The organism is bacterium, from assembly GCA_016708315.1.
GTDB lineage: Bacteria > Zixibacteria > MSB-5A5 > CAIYYT01 > CAIYYT01 > JADJGC01.
In genome coordinates, this window is record JADJGC010000024.1 from 232,883 (window position 1) to 250,113 (window position 17,231).

A 17,231-nucleotide genomic window follows, 5' to 3' on the forward strand; every position below is an offset into this window, starting at 1 on the left:
CAGGCACGGGATGAGACGTACTATTCCTTGTAAACTCGGAATCAATCAACTGACTTCCCATAATGGACGAATCCAAATTGGATTGTAGGTACTATGAAGTTATCAAAAGTCGATATCGACAAGATTTTCTCGGGAAACTATAATATTCAGTACAAACCCTCTGGAAACTTTGAGTTTTCCGTATCCTTGATCCATCGTGACAACTATATTGCGTCGGTAAAATCCCAGGAGATCAATTATGGAACGATGCGGTCCCGGGGAAACCTGTTGCCGCGACTGGAAGTGGTGCAAGAAGTGTCAGGCGGAAGGAACACGTCGATGACCGGGAATACAGGATTTGATTCATGGAGCTATCGGGTTCAACCTGCACGGAAGGGTTACCGGCGAAGATCGATGCGACCACGAGTTATCCTCATCAGAGAATTCCGCGATTTGAGCAGCTTTAAGCGCAGCAAGAATCAATACAACTTTACCTTTGGCTATGCGGTGACTGATAATATTCAGATCCGGGGCAGTTTGAATCTGACCAATGATGGCCAGACGCGCTTAATCAGTCACGACTATTCCATCTCCTGGGCTCTTTCAGCCAAGATCAGCACGAGCGGGACAGTCTCCATCACTGAATATCAAAACGGTACAAGTTCGCGAAGTGAACGGTATAGCGCGCAAGTGGAATATTCGTTGTCGCGCCGCACTTTCCTATCTGGCGGCTACAGCGAGAACGACTTGCCGACAAGCAGCGGAACTCCGGCCGTTCGGTTCGAGTCGGTTTGAGAACAGGATTGTAGAGGTCCGAATGGGATTGGGAAGACTGGATTGAACAGACCGGATTGGCGACGCCAACTCGCCGCTCTAATGGTTCTCGCCGGTTGCTCCGGAATGGGCTCGACAGTGTTCGTCCACCGCGACTATAATTTCAATTTCGTCGAGAAGGTGGCAGTCATTCCATTTGAGAATTTGTCGAACGATCAAGGCGCGAGTGCACGAGTTACGCACCTATTTATCACCGAATTGCTCGCAGCCGACGCTTTTGATGTGGTTGAGCCGGGAGAAGTGTCGCTTGCCCTTTCGAAGATGAGTTTGACACGTTCAGACATGATTTCGGAGGATCAAGCTAAGCAATTGGGAAAGGCGCTTGGGGTCCAGGGTCTGATTCTCGGAGCAGTGAATGAGTCATCGGGATTGCGGAGCGCAGGTAACGGCGAAACAGTTGTGACTTTGGATGTTCGCATGGTTGAGACCGAAAGCGCTCAGACTGTCTGGTCGGCGACCCATACCGAAGGTAGTAAGGGGTTTTTCTCTTCACTCTTTGGAACGAGCGAGAAATCGCAGAGCGAAGTTGCCCGCAAGTGTGTCCGCAAAGTTATCAAGACCCTGGTAGATTAATCGATATGACCTCCCAAGCAAAATCGTCGCGGAGCCTTCTGGCAATACTAATGATGTTTTGCCTTTTTGGTCCTCTATCGATGACAAACGCGGAGGCAAATGATGATCTGCCAAAGATCGCGATTGTCCCGTTAGCCAATTACTCCAATAGCCTCAAGGCGCACGATTTGGTGACGAATTTACTTCGCGAGAACCTCTCTGAGATGGGTTATGATCTGGTGGACAATGACAGCTTGCGAGCAGGAATGCGCGCTACACGACTGCGCTTGGTGGGCGAAATTGACAGCGCCGGTTCAGACCAGATTGCGGAGCAAGCAGGGGCTGAGATTTTGATGACCGGGTCATTGGACATATATCTGGAACAGGTAAATCCGGAGGTCTCAGTAAGTTTTCGCGCCTACGATTGCTCGACTCACAGAGTAATCTGGGCGGGTTGTATCTCCACAACCGGCGAGGATCAGGCAGGATTGTTTGGAGTGGGACGGCTGACAAACATACAGGAGCTTACGGCCAAGGTAGTGAAGACACTCATCGCGAAGATGCCGGAGCTTTCGGAACAAGGTCGCAAGCCGAAACACAAGCCGACCAAGAATGACCTGAAATTGATGCAGGAAGGCAGAATCGCTATCGTGCGTTTTGATAACAGCACGGACGTACCGAATGCTGACGCAGTTGTTACAAATGCAATGATCGAAGAAGCATGGCGGCGCGGATATGACGTTGTAGAGCCGGGCGAGTTGTCACGGATACGGGCAAGACTTGCCGCAGATTTTCAGGGCGGCACCAGCGACAGTGCATTGGCGATTTTAAGAGACGAATATGGCGTGGCAATTGTTGTTACCGGCACAGTGACCCGATTTCTACCGAATCGCGGCGTTTCGATTGAAGCTGTGCCCGAAATTGAGTTTACGATACGAAGCATAAATCCGAACAGCGGAGAGGTCATGTCCTCTCTTTCAATAGAGCGCGATGGCTCGGCACGCGAGACAATATTCGGCGCAGGCCGGGTATCGGCAATTGGCGAGGTTGCGCGTCAAGCGTTGAGAGATAGCTGGGATGAACTTATCGCAGGCTGGTTTGCAAAAACACCGGCCGCGTTACAAACAGATACGGATGGAGATCAGAATGCAAAGAGATAGATGCCGGACTGGCAGCACGGTATTGCTGCGACTGCTGACGGCAATAGCGGTGTTTTCGGTATTGGCTGTGAACGCACAGGCTCAAGTGAAATCCGAACGGGCGGTATTGTCGATCGTGAATGGCGATTCGATATTCACATCGGATATAGACGCCGTTTTTGCCAAGATGCACTCGGCGATGTCAACGGCCGACAAAGGCGCATTTGATTATCACAAGCTGTTGAACAAGCTGGTCAATGACAGACTGATTGTTCAGGAAGCTGAAGCGCTCGGTATTGACGATGACGAGTATGTTACGCGCCTTCTTTACGAGCGCAAACAGAATTGGGTGCGCAATGTCTATATCCGGAACAACTTCATCCCGGACACGACAGTGAGCGACAAGAGCGTGATGAAATATTTTGCGGAGAACTACCACAAGGTGCGGGTACGCACGCTGTCAGTTGAGGGCAAGGCGCAGGCTGATTCATTGGCGCAACAGATTCGCCAGGGCACGCCAATGGACAGTCTGGCGAAGCTGTACTCGGTAGACATGTTCAAGTACGTGGGCGGTTTTCAATCGATGAAATATTGGATCACTGTCGAGGAGGAACTGCGGAGACATTTGAATGATGCCGGCTCCGGCGAGTTAATCGGACCTTTCCCCTATCGCGCGGTCTATTGCATAATGCGAGTGGAGGAAACCGCACCGGCAGACACAGCCGAACTGGCCGGAATGCGCGGGTACATCGAAGCAATGCTTCGCGATACGAAGAAACTCGATGAATGGAATAAGCTCGTCCAGAATCTGGGCGGTAAGTATGGATTGGAAGTAGATAGTACAGCCATGACAGAGATTGCGCGCAGCACAGCTTCGGTATTGGATTCGACCTTTCAGCGCGGCAGTGATCGTCCAGTGGCCAAGTTTTCGGGCACACCAGTGGTGTCTGAGTTAGAGCTTCGCCAAGAGACAGCGCACTCGGCGATGTCGCAGGCGACAACGGCAATCGACACGCTTCTTTACAAGTCGCTGAATAAGCTGGTAGAAGATCAACTTTTGTATCGTGCCGGTCTCGAGTCCAAACTGGACACCTTGTCTTCGATTAACAGAAGATTGGAATCGACAAGGGATAGCGTGCTGATAGAGGTCTATTTGAAAGAGACCGTAGCTTCGCGTATCAAATTCAATCACGATGAATTCCAGCAATACTATGATGAGAATCAGGATAAGTTTCGCGAGCCTGATCAATTGACCTTGCGGCAGGTTCTCATTGACGGGCAGGAGCGCGCCGACAGTTCGGTAGCGCTGCTCAAGGATGGGGCCGATTTTGACTATGTTGCCGACAAGTTCCGCAAGGGAGCAAAAGAGATGGCCGAGCAAAGCATCGACGCGTCGATGGATGCTTTCCCGAAGTCGATACAAGCCGACTTGGCGAAACTGACTCCCGGGCAAAGCTCAAATGCATATCCGACTTCGGAGGGCTGGGTCATTTTCAAGGTGTTGGATCGCAAACAAGGCAGGTTGAAGACTCTTGAGGAAGTCGATATAAACATCCGCGAAGTGATGTTCCAGCGCAAGTTTTCGACCTTGCTCGATGAGACGCTGGCACAACTTAAGGCGAGTTCGGAAATTGTGATGTTTGACGAGGCAATCGAGAAGTATCTCGGCGCCGAGAATTAAACATATGGGTTGCGGGCAGAATGAGAGAAAGGTAGTGAAGGAAGTAAATTTCATAGAGCGGCATCTGGCTGTTTTCAGATACACGGCTGCGATTCTCTTGTTGGTGTTGGCCGGGTCTTCGGCGTTGACAGATGTCAATGCGCAGGTAAAACGCGGGAAGCGATTCTCTTCGGAAGGCAATTGTCTCGAATGCCATTCGACCGGCGATTTCAAGGGGAAACTGAAACACAAGCCGTTCGATGACAAGGATTGTCTATCGTGCCACAAACCGCACGGACTGGTGGGAATGTTGCGTCTCAAGGAGACGGGCGCCGCGCTATGCTATCAGTGTCACAACAAAACTGAATTGGGAATGGAAAAGGCGGTTATTCATGCTCCGGCGAAGACCGGAGACTGTTCGGTTTGTCATAGTTCGCATGCCGCCGACCACAAGGGATTGCTGGTTAGCAACGCCAAGGAGCTGTGCTTCACCTGTCACAACCGCAGCGAATACGAAAAGAAAATAGTTCATGCTCCGATGAATCAGGATTGCTTTGTTTGTCATGAAGTTCATGGAAGCGATCACAAAGCGCTACTTAAGAAAGACCAGTCGACTCTTTGCGCGGATTGTCACGACCCGAAAACGCCGACTTTTGCGGCGGCACACGGAGAGTATCCGGTTGCCGACAAGGACTGCGGGCTTTGCCATTCGCCGCATTCATCGGATTCACCGAAGTTGTTTGCCAGCTCGATACACGCGCCGGTTGAGGGTGGAGAGTGTTCGACGTGTCACAACGCGCCGACAGACTCCAAACCGTTTGCCACTACTGATGACGGCAATGCCCTGTGTGTGACGTGTCATGATAAAAGCGAAGTAGCACCGCCGGGGAGTCATCCTCCGGTTGCCGAGGGCGAGTGCATGACTTGTCACAATCCACATGGATCGTCGCAGAAGATGCTGCTGACAGCCAAGGAATCGACGTTGTGCATGGAGTGTCACGACGATGTGCAAGCGCAGGTGCGGGGAGTATCCTCACATAAGCCGGTGATGGAAGATTGCTCAACATGCCATACGGCACATGGAAAAACCAAATCGCATCTGTTGACGAAAGAGACGAATACGCTATGTCTCGACTGTCACAGCGATTTGAAAGCGCTGGCAACAGCGGCGAGCCCGCATGCTCCGTTTACTGATGGACTTTGCACTGATTGTCATTCGCCGCATGGGTCGCTGTATCCGAAGCTGGTCAAGACAAATCAATCAGAGTTGTGCACAAGTTGTCACAGCGACGTCAATGAGTGGCTGGGATTAGCCAGTGTGCACATGCCGATTAGAACGGGCGACTGCACGAAGTGTCACAATCCGCACGGATCTGCGATTGCGCCGTTGTTATCGGCGACGCAGGATCAGTTGTGCGGGACTTGCCATCAAGCGGTCATTTCCGACAGCACCAACACGGTGATTCATCCGCCGTTCGAAGAGGGCACATGCAGTTCGTGCCATGCGCCACACGCGACGAAGTTCAAGGGACTATTGACCGCGGCTCCGGCCGAATTGTGCGGCGAGTGTCACTCGGATGTCATCGCAGCGAATGCAGTGAGTAAGCATCATCCGGTGGTCGCGGGCGAATGCTCGAGCTGTCATAAACCGCATTCCGGCAAGATTAAGAATCTGCTGCTCGACAAGGAACCAAGGCTTTGCCTGGGCTGTCACAAAGATATCAACGAGTTGGTCACAAAGGGAGTGGCACACGCGCCGGCAAAGGATGAATGCAGCGGCTGCCACAGCTCGCATTCGAGCGGATTCGTCAGCCTGTTGACCGAAGGGATGCCAGCGCAGTGCCTGACCTGTCATGACGGCGACGATACGGATTTCAAGTCAAAGCATCTCGGACTTGCGGGAAGCCAGATCGACTGCCGGAAGTGTCATGATCCACACGGCTCAAAGGATGAACGATTGATTCAGAAGAATACTCATGATCCCTTCTCCAGCGGTTCGTGCGACGCTTGTCACACAGATGTTCCGCAGGACGGAGGCAAGAAGTAATGAAAAAGATACCTTTCCTATTGGCCGTATTCTGCGCAGCCTCTTCCCTATTGTTCGCGCAGAGCGTTAAAGTCAATGAGCCGGATGTGTGCTACACCTGCCATGAAGATGTCAAGGATGAGCACGCAAAGAAGAGCCAGCATACTGCATTTGCCGGCGGGAAATGTTCGGATTGCCACAATCCGCACGCTTCGCGTCATGCGACGCTGCTCAATGATAAAGTCGATAAGTTGTGTTTGAGCTGTCATGAAGACCTCAAGGGACTTGACGAATTGGCGGCGAAACATCAGCCGGTGATTAACGGCGAGTGTCTTTCGTGTCACGATCCACATGCTTCCGATTTCGGAAATCAATTGGTGCAATCGCAGGGCGCTCTCTGTATGAGCTGTCATCCGGCAGTCACCGAGTGGCTGAAGCAGACGCGCGTGCATTCGCCGGTTGCCGGTAAGGATTGCATGAAATGCCATGATCCGCATGGATCAGCCAATGCTGGTATTCTCGCCAAGGATGTGCCGCAGCTTTGTTTTGATTGTCATCCGCAGAATGCGCAGTTCACAGCCACGCACAAGGGATACAATCTATCGAGCGCCGATTGCTCGACGTGCCATGATCCGCATGCGTCGTCTAACAAAGGTCTGTTGATGGCGAATCAACATGCTCCGTTTGAAGGCGGCGAGTGCTCGGCTTGTCACGCGGCGGGAGCGCAATCGGGCGGTTCGTTTGCAATTGCCGGAGGGGTAGCTAACACCTGTCTGACTTGCCATGAAGATCAGAAAGCCGACAAGAAGGCGGAGTATCACGCACACTTGGAGGGTGAGAACTCCTGCACCAATTGTCATAATCCGCATGCTTCGAATGTCTCTGCATTGCTGAGCTCCAGCCAGCAGACGATGTGCACCAAGTGCCACTTCACAGATGTACCGGTTAAGGACAAGGCGAAGTTCATGACACATGTCGATCAAGATTGTTCAATCTGCCATTCGCCCCACGGTGCAGATAATGAGCGGTACTTGGTCAACAAGGATGCTATGGCGCTTTGCAGGACCTGCCACGAAGATGTGCATAAAGGTTCGCATCCGATGGGTGGAGAAGTAATTGACAAACGCACCAATTCGACGCTGGATTGCCTAAGCTGCCATAAGATGCACGGATCGGGACAGGAATTCTATCTTGCCTTCAATCCCGATATGGATTTGTGCATTCAGTGTCATAAACGCTGACGAAGATTCTCGCAATAACGCAAAAAGAAGCGCCGCCTTGGAAATCGAGGCGGCGCTTGGTGTTTTGCTACTAATGCAGTCTTAGGTTGTCGCCGGAATAAACGAGGCGATGATTTGCTCGACCTGACCTGCGAGTAGTTTGAAGGACATTTTTGAGTAGACTGCTGAGAAGGTATAACCGCGCTTGTCGATGACGGCGTAAATCTGTTGGTGGAACTGAGCTTTGCCATCGACTACTACGGTTTTATAGATCCACTCGTGCACCGGTAAACCACTCGGTAATGTACGGGGAGCATCTTTGAGCGTATCGGCACTGCCGATTGAATGCTGGGTGAGTTGGATGCGTTCGCGAGCATAGGTGTCAACAGTGTGGTCACCGACATTCTTGTCGATTGTAAGATTGAGCATGTGACGGACACCATGGCTATCGGGACCGAGGAACGTGAAGATGGAATTGTCCTCCCAGCCATCAGGCAAGGATATCGTGAATTGGAAGTTTGACTTTGACATAGTTCATTGCTCCATTGCGAACGATACGATTATCGGAGGCAGAGGATTCCCTGTGTGCCACCGAGGAAGACTCGTCCCTGATTATCGACCAGTGGACGACAAGTGAATTTGCCATCGAAGACGCGATTGACAATGGCCTCGCCGTGCTCGGAAAGCCGCGTGAAAAGTGAACCGCAGACGACCAGGAGTGAATTGTCTGAACAGGCAGTCAAGAAGATCTTGCCTGCGGTCGGGATCGTATACTCCCAAATCAGATTCGCTTCGACATAGTGATAGATGGTGTTGCCGACGGCGATCCAGGTCCGTGCGCCGGGCGCCGAAACAGGCGGCTGAGCCAGTTCGCCTTGGGTCTTGAGGAAAACAGACCAGATCTCTTTGCCGGCCAGATCAAGGCAGCGCATACGCATTTTGTCTTCGAAGTCGTCGACGGCGATAATCTTGTCCTCGTGATTGATGGAAACGCCGTGGAGATTAGTCACTGGCAGTGAATTGAACTTGGTACTCGAATCAGCGTTTGCCGGAAAGATGTCGATGAAATTGTAGGTTCCGAGACAGACGGTTGCGCCATCGGAAGTCAAACGAGCACCGCGAGATTGACCGGGGCGTTCGAAGAACCAAAGAAGTCGCTCGTCTTCAGGGCGATAACGCGCATAGACACCAGCGGCTTCGATCGGCGTACCGGTTGGGCCGTGAACCGGGACAGACGCCGAGGCGTAAGCGTATCGAGTTTCGGCGGAATCAGCGATAACCCAATTCAAGTGCGTGCGTTCGCCAAGGAACGGTAGGAATACGCCTTCGATAAGTTTGGAATCATAAGTAACAGTTTGATAGTAACCGGCAAAATTGCGAGTGAGAACGCCGTTCGGAAGTGCCTGACAATCGACTCCGAAATGAACCTCGCGTCCCCAAATTAAACTGCCGTTACCGCGTTCGCGCAGTTCGAGATAGTCGGAATAGCGAACAAGTAGCTTTTCGTCGACAGAGGAAAAGCCAATCGGTTGTCTGGCTTCGGCAGAGACGACGGAGTCTTTCGGCCAGACGATGAGAGCCGCCTGCGCCGGAACAAACGGCAGATAGGAAGTCGCCCTTAGATCGGAATAGTCGAAAGCATTGAATATTTTCGCATTCGTCATGGCAGTGTCCTTAAGCGCCTTGGGTGCCTGTGCGACCTCTGCTGACCCGCATCCGGGGGTAAACAGCGAGATCGTCAACAATGTGCACGACGCAATTATAGTCGAGATACGCATTTATCACCTTACAAATCCTTCCATGACAGAGTGAAAAGTGACTTTCATTGGATTAGATTCGCTCCAGCGTGAATGTGTCACTAAGCTGGTCATTGACCCAAACTCGCACGAATTCAAGTACGTCGAGTTCATCCTGACCAGCGCTCATATTGAGCAGGAATCGTACCGTCTCGGCTGCCGTAGCGTTCATTTTGATTCGCAACTTGTTCGAGCCGATCAGCGGATTGTGGATGAATACCTTGGGATCACCAGCATCAGCATTGTCGTGATGAAATTCAGTAATGTAGTTTGTCTTGGCATCGCTGGCGTCAGTGAAGCCGGGCACGAAATGTAGAAAGACGCGGGCAATGCCGCGAGTGCCGCCGACAAGGCGATACTTGCCTCCCCAGTTAAGCCAGGCGGTTTGTCGGTTGCGCCGGGGATATCGAAGTGCTCGTCGATGGCTTGCGGAAGCGCGAAGTCGTTGTTCAACGTATGTGAGCCAAGAGTATGGCGACGCTGGCCAGAGGCGTTTATGGTCAGATTTCCGCGATGATAAGTTAGGTCTTGTCCGCCTCTGACAAGCTTGACAACGAAGCGGCGTGCAGCGGGGTGGAATGTGGGCCAGTTGTTGCTCGCAACCTCGAAGTTGACTTTGTAGAGAATGTACCAAAGATGGTGATTTCGCGGCGCGACATTGCCCTTCATCATCGAGGTTGAATTGGCGGGCATGGAGTAGCACTCGAAATCGCGGCGATAGCTGCCGAAAATTCGGCGATGGTGTCCGGCAGTATCATCGTATTCGATCACGAATTCCTGATAGAAGTATTCGTCTGGTAATCCGATAGCGTGGCCGATTTCGTGTGCCAACGTAAAAACTCCGAATGTCTGACCTAGCTCTGTCACGGTTGAACCGACACCGCCGACGGAACCGACATCCTCGTAGGCAGATTTGTTCATCATGAAGAACGAATAGGTTCTACCCCACAAGCGGCGTTGATGCTGATAGGCACGTCCATAGCGGCTACCGGGATCATCACGGCAAATACAGGCCAAGAATCGAGACTTGCCGCCGAGAGCTGCGGTTCGAGCGGCTGTTACCTTGGGATGTTGGAAGAGCGCTTCAGAATTGCTTTCGGTATCGAAGTCAACTCCCGTAGGCGTATCAGCATCGGATATGACAAAGGTTTCGCGTTCGTCGTAGAAGTAAAAGGGCTTGATGCGCTCCGAGGTGGCACTTGGCGTCGCTTCATCGAGGAAAAACTGAATCATGTTCCAGCGATCCATCGCATTGTAGCAGCCTTCGTCGACAAATTTCAAGACGTCGGCACCGGTCGGGATCGGTGTTGGGTCATACTGCGGAGTGACAGCGCGGGTGTCGCGCATAAATGAGATTGCTATATAGTTGATCGTATAAGAGATCGGGTGCTGGTCTTCGAGATGCAAGTGATGGAAATAGAAGAACTGATAGTCACCGCTGAAGCTGAATTCGCGGTTGACATTCGTTCCGCCCATATCGAATGAGCGCATACAATCGGGGTCACTGCGCAACGCGGCGCGGGCTCCGACGACGAAGCCGTTGGTTTCCCAATTGGCGGATTCGACAGTGCGTCGTGAGCGAATCGGGTAGAAGCCATCGCGAAAATGAATGATGGCGGCGGTCTTGGTATCTTCGAGTTTTTCTGTGATCAGGTTCTTAGCGAATGGTATTCGGGCAGATTTGGCATCAGCTCCGCGTTTGAAGAGCTTGAGAAATCCATTGGCGGGATCGACGACGAGTATTTTCACCCGCGACTGCGCCGTTAGATTCTTGGCAACCGGCGGAAGGCTGTGATCGGCATCTTTGATGTCTTGAGTGCCGCCGACTGCATCGAGCAGAACGATGTCGTCGAGCGAGAATGTCAGCGGCGTATTAGGATCACTGAAATTGCCGCCAAAGGGCTTAAGGCCGCGATGGGTCTGCATTACGACACGGAAACGATCGCCAACATCGAGATCAGATTGGTAGCGAGTCCAGTAGTTGACTGACGACCACTTGGCCGGCAAGTCGTAATACTTTGTTCGAACAGTGAGCGGCATGGCTGCGATTGCGTCGGGCAGTTCGGTTCTAATCTCCGGCGTCGCCGTTTCGTTTTCGGTGAAGATATACTTGTTGGTGTTTTCAAAGGTGAAATGCAAGTCGGTACGCGCCGGATTGTCCTGAACCTTCAGGGTATAGACTCCATTGGCGTAGGAAATGCGGGCAGGTATCTCGGTCGTGCCGTTTTCGAATACCTTTATTGGTAAGCCGTCAGGGACTTCTTTGATTGCTTTGGCGATCCGGTCATAGTAGACAAACTTCAGATGATAGGCGACGGCGTTAAGATCGTTAGGGTCAATGTAGACTGCCGAAAAATGCCATTTGTGCCAGAGCGGGCATTCCGCTGGAGTGTGGATTGCATTGGTCTGAGCCGGGCAGTTCAGAACAGGAATCTCTGCTTGATCGAAGAAGAGTATCTCGACGCGGCGGTTGAGCTGGGATTTGTAATTGTCGCGGCCGGCGTTGTCGAGCGGAAATGACTCTCCGCAGGCGACCATTTTCTTGAGATCGTCAGCAAACGCGAGCAGGCTTCGATACCGTCCCATATTGTCGCGCGTTACTCCGAGATTAGCGGCAATTTCGTCATTATAGATGTCGTAGACTGCGCGCCACATTTCGATCGGCCATTTGTGTGTGCCGGAATTCTTGATTCGATTGAAGACATCAGGCGGCAGTTGTAGACTTCCCGCAGGGGCAAGTCCAGCAAGAACCCAGTTGTTATAAGCGGCGATAAAGCGCTCTGTGGCGCCTTTGGTGTTGTCACCCCAAGTATTGTCAACTTGAATGGGGTCGCAATCCCAGCCCCAGCGAGTGCTGAGCTTGATAAACTTCATGATCTGCTGATAGTCTTCAATACGGTGGCGTTTTTCTGAGATAGTCGCCCATTGTTCGCGATCGCCTTCAAGCAGGAATTGGATGTTTTGCGCGCGCTGTGCTGAAAGTTCGAAGTTCATCTTCGCCTGACCGGAAGTGTCGGTATGACCGGCTATCAGCAGGCGCTTGTTCGGATCGAACTCGAATTGCTTGAAGCAGATTGCCAGCGCTGCCAGACCGGAGACCTGGTTCTGTTCCTGCTGAGTTCCGGCATCGGTGGCATCGTCGCCGGTGCCGTCGGAAGACGACGACCCTTGCGGAGTAGCGGGCATCATTACGGCACTGTCGAGATGGAAAAGCACATCCTCCATTTCGAGAATATGCACAGTGAGCAATCGATGATAGAAAGTGTTGGGAGTGCCGGTTATTGCTCCGATGCGACTGAGGAAGTCGCTGAAGGTTCCGATGATGTTATCAAAAAAAGACGGCATTATTACTGATTAAACCTCAACTCCATGATTCATCGCGCACGTCGAATGCGACACGCACTCGCCCAGCTGGGACATCCGTTTCCTTGGCATAGCCACTTCCGTCAAGTCTTCCCTGCCGGACCTCGCCGGTAGGCAGATATAGTTTGTATTTCTTATCCGGAACGGCGTTGCCGTCTTTATCCTTGAGTGTGATCTCTACATCGTCGGTTACGGTAAGCATACCGGAGCGCTTGGAAAAGCCCTTTGCGACAGCGATGAAGTAGTAAGACGGCGACGAGTATTGGCCGATTTTTTCTTTATCGTCTACAATTTGTATGAGCGAATCGCTGATCTCGATTTTCCAGTCGCCTTCGATCTTGTTGCCGCTGACTTGCGTTTCGACACAGGTAAGCATGCGGGTTGAATAGTTGGGGTCGTGAATCCAGACTTCGAGGCGGGCTTTGGTTCCATCGTCGATTCCGGCGGTCTCTGCAGTCATTGTGACTGTTTCTCCAACTTTGGCGCTGGTCTGAGACCATACTGTGCTGATTATTGAATGGAGGCCAATCTCATAGTTTCCGGGCTCAACGCCTGTTCCTGCGACACCACCGCCGAGAATACCGCCGCTTTCATTGCTGTTGGGATCAGTCATTGAGTACTGGCAATCGGTAATGGGGTTTCCAGCCGAGTCAGCGAATTGGACATCAAGAAAGTGATCTTCAGTCTGTTCGCTTGATTGGGAAGTCTCAGATTGACTCTCGCCGATCTCGGTCATTTCTGCGGTTTGACCAGGGGCATCAGCTGAGCCGCCGCCACCGGATCCAGAACCTCCACCACCACCGGCACCGCCATCGCCGATCAAGACTTTAGTCGCGCCTTTGATGATCATATCCGGTGGTCCGACACAGGTGCACTGGTCCATGACACGAGCGGCCGGCATGTTTCCAATGAGGACGCCCATCGAGCCTTTGAGGATCGGTCCGCCGACATGCGGTTTGGGACCGTCGAACATCGGGCAGACGTGCATATCGGTGACACGGGCTGCCGGCATCCCTTCGATGAGGACCATCGGGAAGCCTGAGACGATTGTTCCGCCGTGAGCGGTGGAATCACCCATACGGGCTGCTGGCATCGGGGACATTAATAGAATCCTCTCATAGTATTACAACTGAATTGTCGGCTGGAGTCGGATGTCGTTCAATGTTTCTTGACGACAGCGACTGAGGTGAATCTATTGCGCTTTTGGAATTGAGTCAATCGGGAATTGTCGGGAGATCAAATGATTCTAATCTTCGGAGCGGGTAAACTTGGCTCCACAAAAGGGACAGTCGGTGATTTTGCGACTAATCCATTCGTGACCGTGACTGCAGCGTTGGAGCGCCGTATCGGGATCGATATAAATCGTATCCCAGTCTTTGAGAACAGTGTACTTCAGATTGCCTTCGGAGATGCGCATGGAAAGGGTGAGCTGTTCGACCTTGTAAACCATGTCGCCCTCGCAATCAAGCGTGAATTTGAGCGAGTCGAGCGATACCTGTTTTTCTTTCATCGTGCGAGAATTGCGTTCTACGATACGGCTTTCGACGCAGATCTTTTGTCCCGGGCGCTCACCGCGATAGTAAAGGGTCTGTTCGGTAGTGATCGTGTCGATTGTCATTTTCCACTGAGCAATCATGATATTGGGACGTGCTGTAAATTCGACGCCGCCCTCGTAGCGTTTACCGATACTGATCCGTTCGGCGGCATCAAGTTGATAAATATCAGTCGCGCAGACAATAGCGGCTACGATTAGAATCACAGCCAAGCGAACGAATTTTTGCGCGACGTTAATCAACTATAGTTCCTCCAATTGTATTATCGACCAGATAAGATAATGTTCGGAGCAGATGTCTGCAATTGGACAAGTTGACTGATTTCTGAGCGGGAATGTGCAGAATTCGGATAGGGATAAAGCTGGCTATTGCGGAGCCGGAGTGATCCTCCGACTCCGCGAAGCCATTGAATTAGCTGCGATTAGCCCTTGAAAAGGCCAATGACAATACCGTCCGGATCGGCAAACAGCGCACAAGCGCCGATTCCGGGAATTGGCGTCGGGGGCAGGATTGTTTTGGCGCCAAGTGATTCGGCTTTGTCGAGGGTTGCCTGCAGGTCGTCGACGCCGACATAGAATGTGACAAATGGTTTCTGTCCGCCTTGAGTAGCGCCAATACCGCCGCCGATGGAATTGTTGCCTGCCGGCTCGACTAGAGAATAATCGAATCCGGGAGCGGCGCTGGTTTTCCAGTCAAATAGCTTGGAGTAAAAATCGACGGCCTTTTCGCGATTGGACGCGGAGATTTCAAAGTGGATTACAGGTTGAGCCATATTGACCTCTAAACTGTTTGTATGTGATTGATCTACTTACTTATCGAGTCGCCTGACTGGGTAGTTTTCCGTAGCGCTGGGTCAGGAATCCAAGAATCAAACCGACGAGAGTGCCGGGGATGAGGATTTCAACCCAATAGTGTCCGCCCTGCTCGTTGGGCATGGCGGCAACCAAGAAGGCGAGTGCAAAGCCGACGACAAGGCCAACAATGATCCCAATTTTCATTGATTGATATTTGCGCGCCACAAATCCGATGATTATGCCGGCGAGCAGGCCCTTAACTGTCGAACCGATGACGATACCGGCGATCGCCGGTGTAGTTTCGGGCGCTGAGAACAAGGCGGTTAGCCCATCGATGGCACCAAGGACTGCCCCCAAAAGCAGCCCCAGAACGGGTTTTGACATTGCGTGTCTCCTTTCAAAATCTATCAAATCAGTCTGTTGTTTATCTATTGCATGGAACGAGGCTTTTCTTTAGATACTCGCGCGCAAATAAATCAGGAATCGTACCAGCATATAGCCAATGACTATCAGCACAATCACCTTATTCCTGATGATCCAACGGGTGACTTGTTCAATTGGATTTTCTCTGTAAGCTGAAACTGGCAAATGGTCGAGGAAGTTGGTGATTTCCTGCGACAAATGGCTGCTGGCGTGATAGCGGGACTCAGGCGTCAACGACATCGACTTCAGACAAATTGCGTTGAGCGCCTTAGGCACATCGTGATTTGATTGGCGGGGAGCGGCGAAGTTTCCCGACATGACGGCAAGGCGGATTGACTCGGCAGAATTGCCGGCAAAGGGTGCTTTTCCGGTAAGAATAAAGTACAACAAAGCGCCAAGAGAATAGATGTCGGTTCGATGGTCAATTGAAACGTTGTCGCCGCGTGCTTGCTCAGGCGACATGTAGGCGGGCGTACCCAAGATTGTGCCATGTGCGGTAATTTCGGAGTTTGTCCCCATGGTTGTACTCGACGAAGACTGCGCGATTGGCTCATTTCGAAGCAATGCGGCGATTCCCCAGTCCATGACCAAGACCGCACCAAACTCGCCGATCATGACATTGGCTGGTTTGAGATCGCGATGGATTACGCCGCGTGAATGAGCAAAGGAAATAGCATCACAGACTTTCTGGAAGATGCGTAACAGATCGGCGCGATTGGTGTTTTGAGCGACAAACTCTTCGAGTGTGACACCTTCAACGTACTTCATCACGTAGTAGGCCCGGCCATCGGGCAAGGTTCCAAAGTCGTGGATCGGGACAATACCGGGGTGTTCAAGACGAGCGACTATTTGGGCTTCGCGAGTGAGCCGTGTTATCAGTGTTGTGCTCGATTCGGCCAGAGAGACAACTTTGACTGCGACCAATCGATCAAGCTGGCAATCGCGGGCAAGAAAAACCGATGCCATACCGCCGGAACCGAGTTTGCGAATGAACTCGTACTTTGTGCCTTCGAAATCAGGTTGGTCGATTAAACGCCGGAGATGATTGAGATTGTCGTCGGAAAGCTGGGTCACAGATCGACTCCAAGAATGCTGCGGACCTCCTCGCGATACTCTTCATCATTGGCAGTCATTTCGCGAATCTGCTCAAGGACGATTCTGCGGAAGTCTCGTCGTGCGGCTGCAAGGTAGTTAGTAACGGTCTCGACGGAGATTTTGTACTGGATCGCTAGTTCCTGATACGAGGTCTTGTCATTTGAGTCGAGTGATTGGAGATCATAGCACTCGAACAGCTTGAACTGGGTTGACTTGCCCGAGTTTTCATAAATCTCTTTTAGACAAGTGACCGCAGTGCTGAGAAGATTGCGAATCCATTCCTGCTCAAAAAGCTCTTCCGGCGAGAGGTTTTGGGCGTTCCTTGGCGTGACGAGGTCGCGCTCAATAAAATCAAAGTCAGTAGACAGGTGCTGCACATCGCCTCCGCGTTTGATGCGCGAGGCTGACTGGTGTTCCTTGCCGACGAAGCGATCAAGACAGAGCCGCAAAAACGTACGGAAACGCGCCTTCGCCGGGTCGAAATCCGCGAGGAATTCCTTTTCGAGAGCCAGAAGAAAGAAGCTCTGAGTCAAATCTGCGGCTGCGTCGGCGTCCTTGTGCCAGTGCAGACGCAGGTACTTATAGACGGCTGGCCGGTAGATTTCGATAACACGGGCAAGCGCGATTTTGCGTTGTTCAGGATCTCCCTGCTTGAGTGCGACGATTGCAGAATTTCGAGTGAGTGGAAATCCGCCGGGCGAAAAATTCTGATCACTCACAGTAGATTACCTGATCGGGGCGTGAAACGTTGATTAATGGAGTCATTTAATACACATTGAATCGGATTTCTGCAAATA

16 protein-coding genes are annotated in these 17,231 nt (G+C 51.8%); 6 read left to right on the plus strand and 10 right to left on the minus strand.

The features are described 5' to 3' along the window. Positions 1–393: 393 nt before the first annotated feature. From IPH59_17120 to IPH59_17145, 6 genes are all read left to right on the plus strand, one after another. Positions 394–774, plus strand: a complete 381-nt coding sequence (locus IPH59_17120; GenBank protein ID MBK7093408.1) for a hypothetical protein — start codon at positions 394–396, stop codon at positions 772–774. 42 nt (positions 775–816) lie between these two features. After that, positions 817–1,386 (plus strand): hypothetical protein, encoded by a 570-nt coding sequence (locus tag IPH59_17125; GenBank protein MBK7093409.1) that lies wholly within the window; start codon positions 817–819, stop codon positions 1,384–1,386. A gap of 80 nt (positions 1,387–1,466) precedes the next feature. Then, the gene (locus tag IPH59_17130; protein MBK7093410.1) at positions 1,467–2,525 is read left to right on the plus strand and encodes a hypothetical protein; all 1,059 of its coding nucleotides are present in this window, start codon (positions 1,467–1,469) and stop codon (positions 2,523–2,525) included. Continuing rightward, positions 2,512–4,185, plus strand: coding sequence for a peptidyl-prolyl cis-trans isomerase (locus IPH59_17135; protein ID MBK7093411.1), 1,674 nt, complete (start codon positions 2,512–2,514; stop codon positions 4,183–4,185). The genes IPH59_17130 and IPH59_17135 overlap by 14 nt, the downstream gene beginning before the upstream one ends. Positions 4,186–4,219: 34 nt before the next feature. Then, on the plus strand, positions 4,220–6,211 hold the full coding sequence (locus tag IPH59_17140) for a cytochrome c3 family protein (protein MBK7093412.1): 1,992 nt from the start codon (positions 4,220–4,222) through the stop codon (positions 6,209–6,211). Continuing rightward, a complete protein-coding gene (locus tag IPH59_17145; protein ID MBK7093413.1) occupies positions 6,211–7,431 on the plus strand; it encodes a cytochrome c3 family protein in 1,221 nt (406 codons plus the stop codon). The genes IPH59_17140 and IPH59_17145 overlap by 1 nt, the downstream gene beginning before the upstream one ends. 81 nt (positions 7,432–7,512) lie before the next feature. On the opposite strand, the gene IPH59_17150 is transcribed toward IPH59_17145, so the two are convergent. The 10 genes from IPH59_17150 to IPH59_17195 all read right to left on the minus strand — a co-directional run bounded on the left by IPH59_17150 (position 7,513) and on the right by IPH59_17195 (position 17,153). Beyond that, complete coding sequence (locus IPH59_17150; protein ID MBK7093414.1) at positions 7,513–7,941, minus strand: DcrB-related protein; 429 nt, start codon at positions 7,939–7,941, stop codon at positions 7,513–7,515. Between the two features lie 29 nt (positions 7,942–7,970). Then, positions 7,971–9,188, minus strand: a complete 1,218-nt coding sequence (locus IPH59_17155; GenBank protein ID MBK7093415.1) for a hypothetical protein — start codon at positions 9,186–9,188, stop codon at positions 7,971–7,973. A gap of 52 nt (positions 9,189–9,240) precedes the next feature. Further along, positions 9,241–9,378, minus strand: coding sequence for a hypothetical protein (locus IPH59_17160; GenBank protein ID MBK7093416.1), 138 nt, complete (start codon positions 9,376–9,378; stop codon positions 9,241–9,243). Between the two features lie 26 nt (positions 9,379–9,404). After that, a complete protein-coding gene (locus tag IPH59_17165; GenBank protein ID MBK7093417.1) occupies positions 9,405–12,551 on the minus strand; it encodes a hypothetical protein in 3,147 nt (1,048 codons plus the stop codon). 16 nt (positions 12,552–12,567) lie between these two features. Further along, positions 12,568–13,662: a PAAR domain-containing protein gene (locus IPH59_17170; protein ID MBK7093418.1), complete on the minus strand. Its 1,095-nt coding sequence runs from the start codon at positions 13,660–13,662 to the stop codon at positions 12,568–12,570. A gap of 153 nt (positions 13,663–13,815) precedes the next feature. Next, positions 13,816–14,364: a hypothetical protein gene (locus IPH59_17175; GenBank protein MBK7093419.1), complete on the minus strand. Its 549-nt coding sequence runs from the start codon at positions 14,362–14,364 to the stop codon at positions 13,816–13,818. 179 nt (positions 14,365–14,543) lie between these two features. Next, complete coding sequence (locus tag IPH59_17180; GenBank protein ID MBK7093420.1) at positions 14,544–14,894, minus strand: VOC family protein; 351 nt, start codon at positions 14,892–14,894, stop codon at positions 14,544–14,546. Positions 14,895–14,934: 40 nt separating this feature from the next. Further along, a complete protein-coding gene (locus IPH59_17185) occupies positions 14,935–15,300 on the minus strand; it encodes a hypothetical protein (GenBank protein MBK7093421.1) in 366 nt (121 codons plus the stop codon). Between the two features lie 69 nt (positions 15,301–15,369). Further along, the gene (locus tag IPH59_17190) at positions 15,370–16,413 is read right to left on the minus strand and encodes a serine/threonine protein kinase (GenBank protein MBK7093422.1); all 1,044 of its coding nucleotides are present in this window, start codon (positions 16,411–16,413) and stop codon (positions 15,370–15,372) included. After that, positions 16,410–17,153 carry a sigma-70 family RNA polymerase sigma factor gene (locus IPH59_17195; protein ID MBK7093423.1) on the minus strand — a complete coding sequence of 248 codons (744 nt, stop codon included), beginning with the start codon at positions 17,151–17,153 and terminating at the stop codon, positions 16,410–16,412. Before IPH59_17195 ends, IPH59_17190 begins: the two co-directional genes overlap by 4 nt. Positions 17,154–17,231 lie beyond the last annotated feature (78 nt).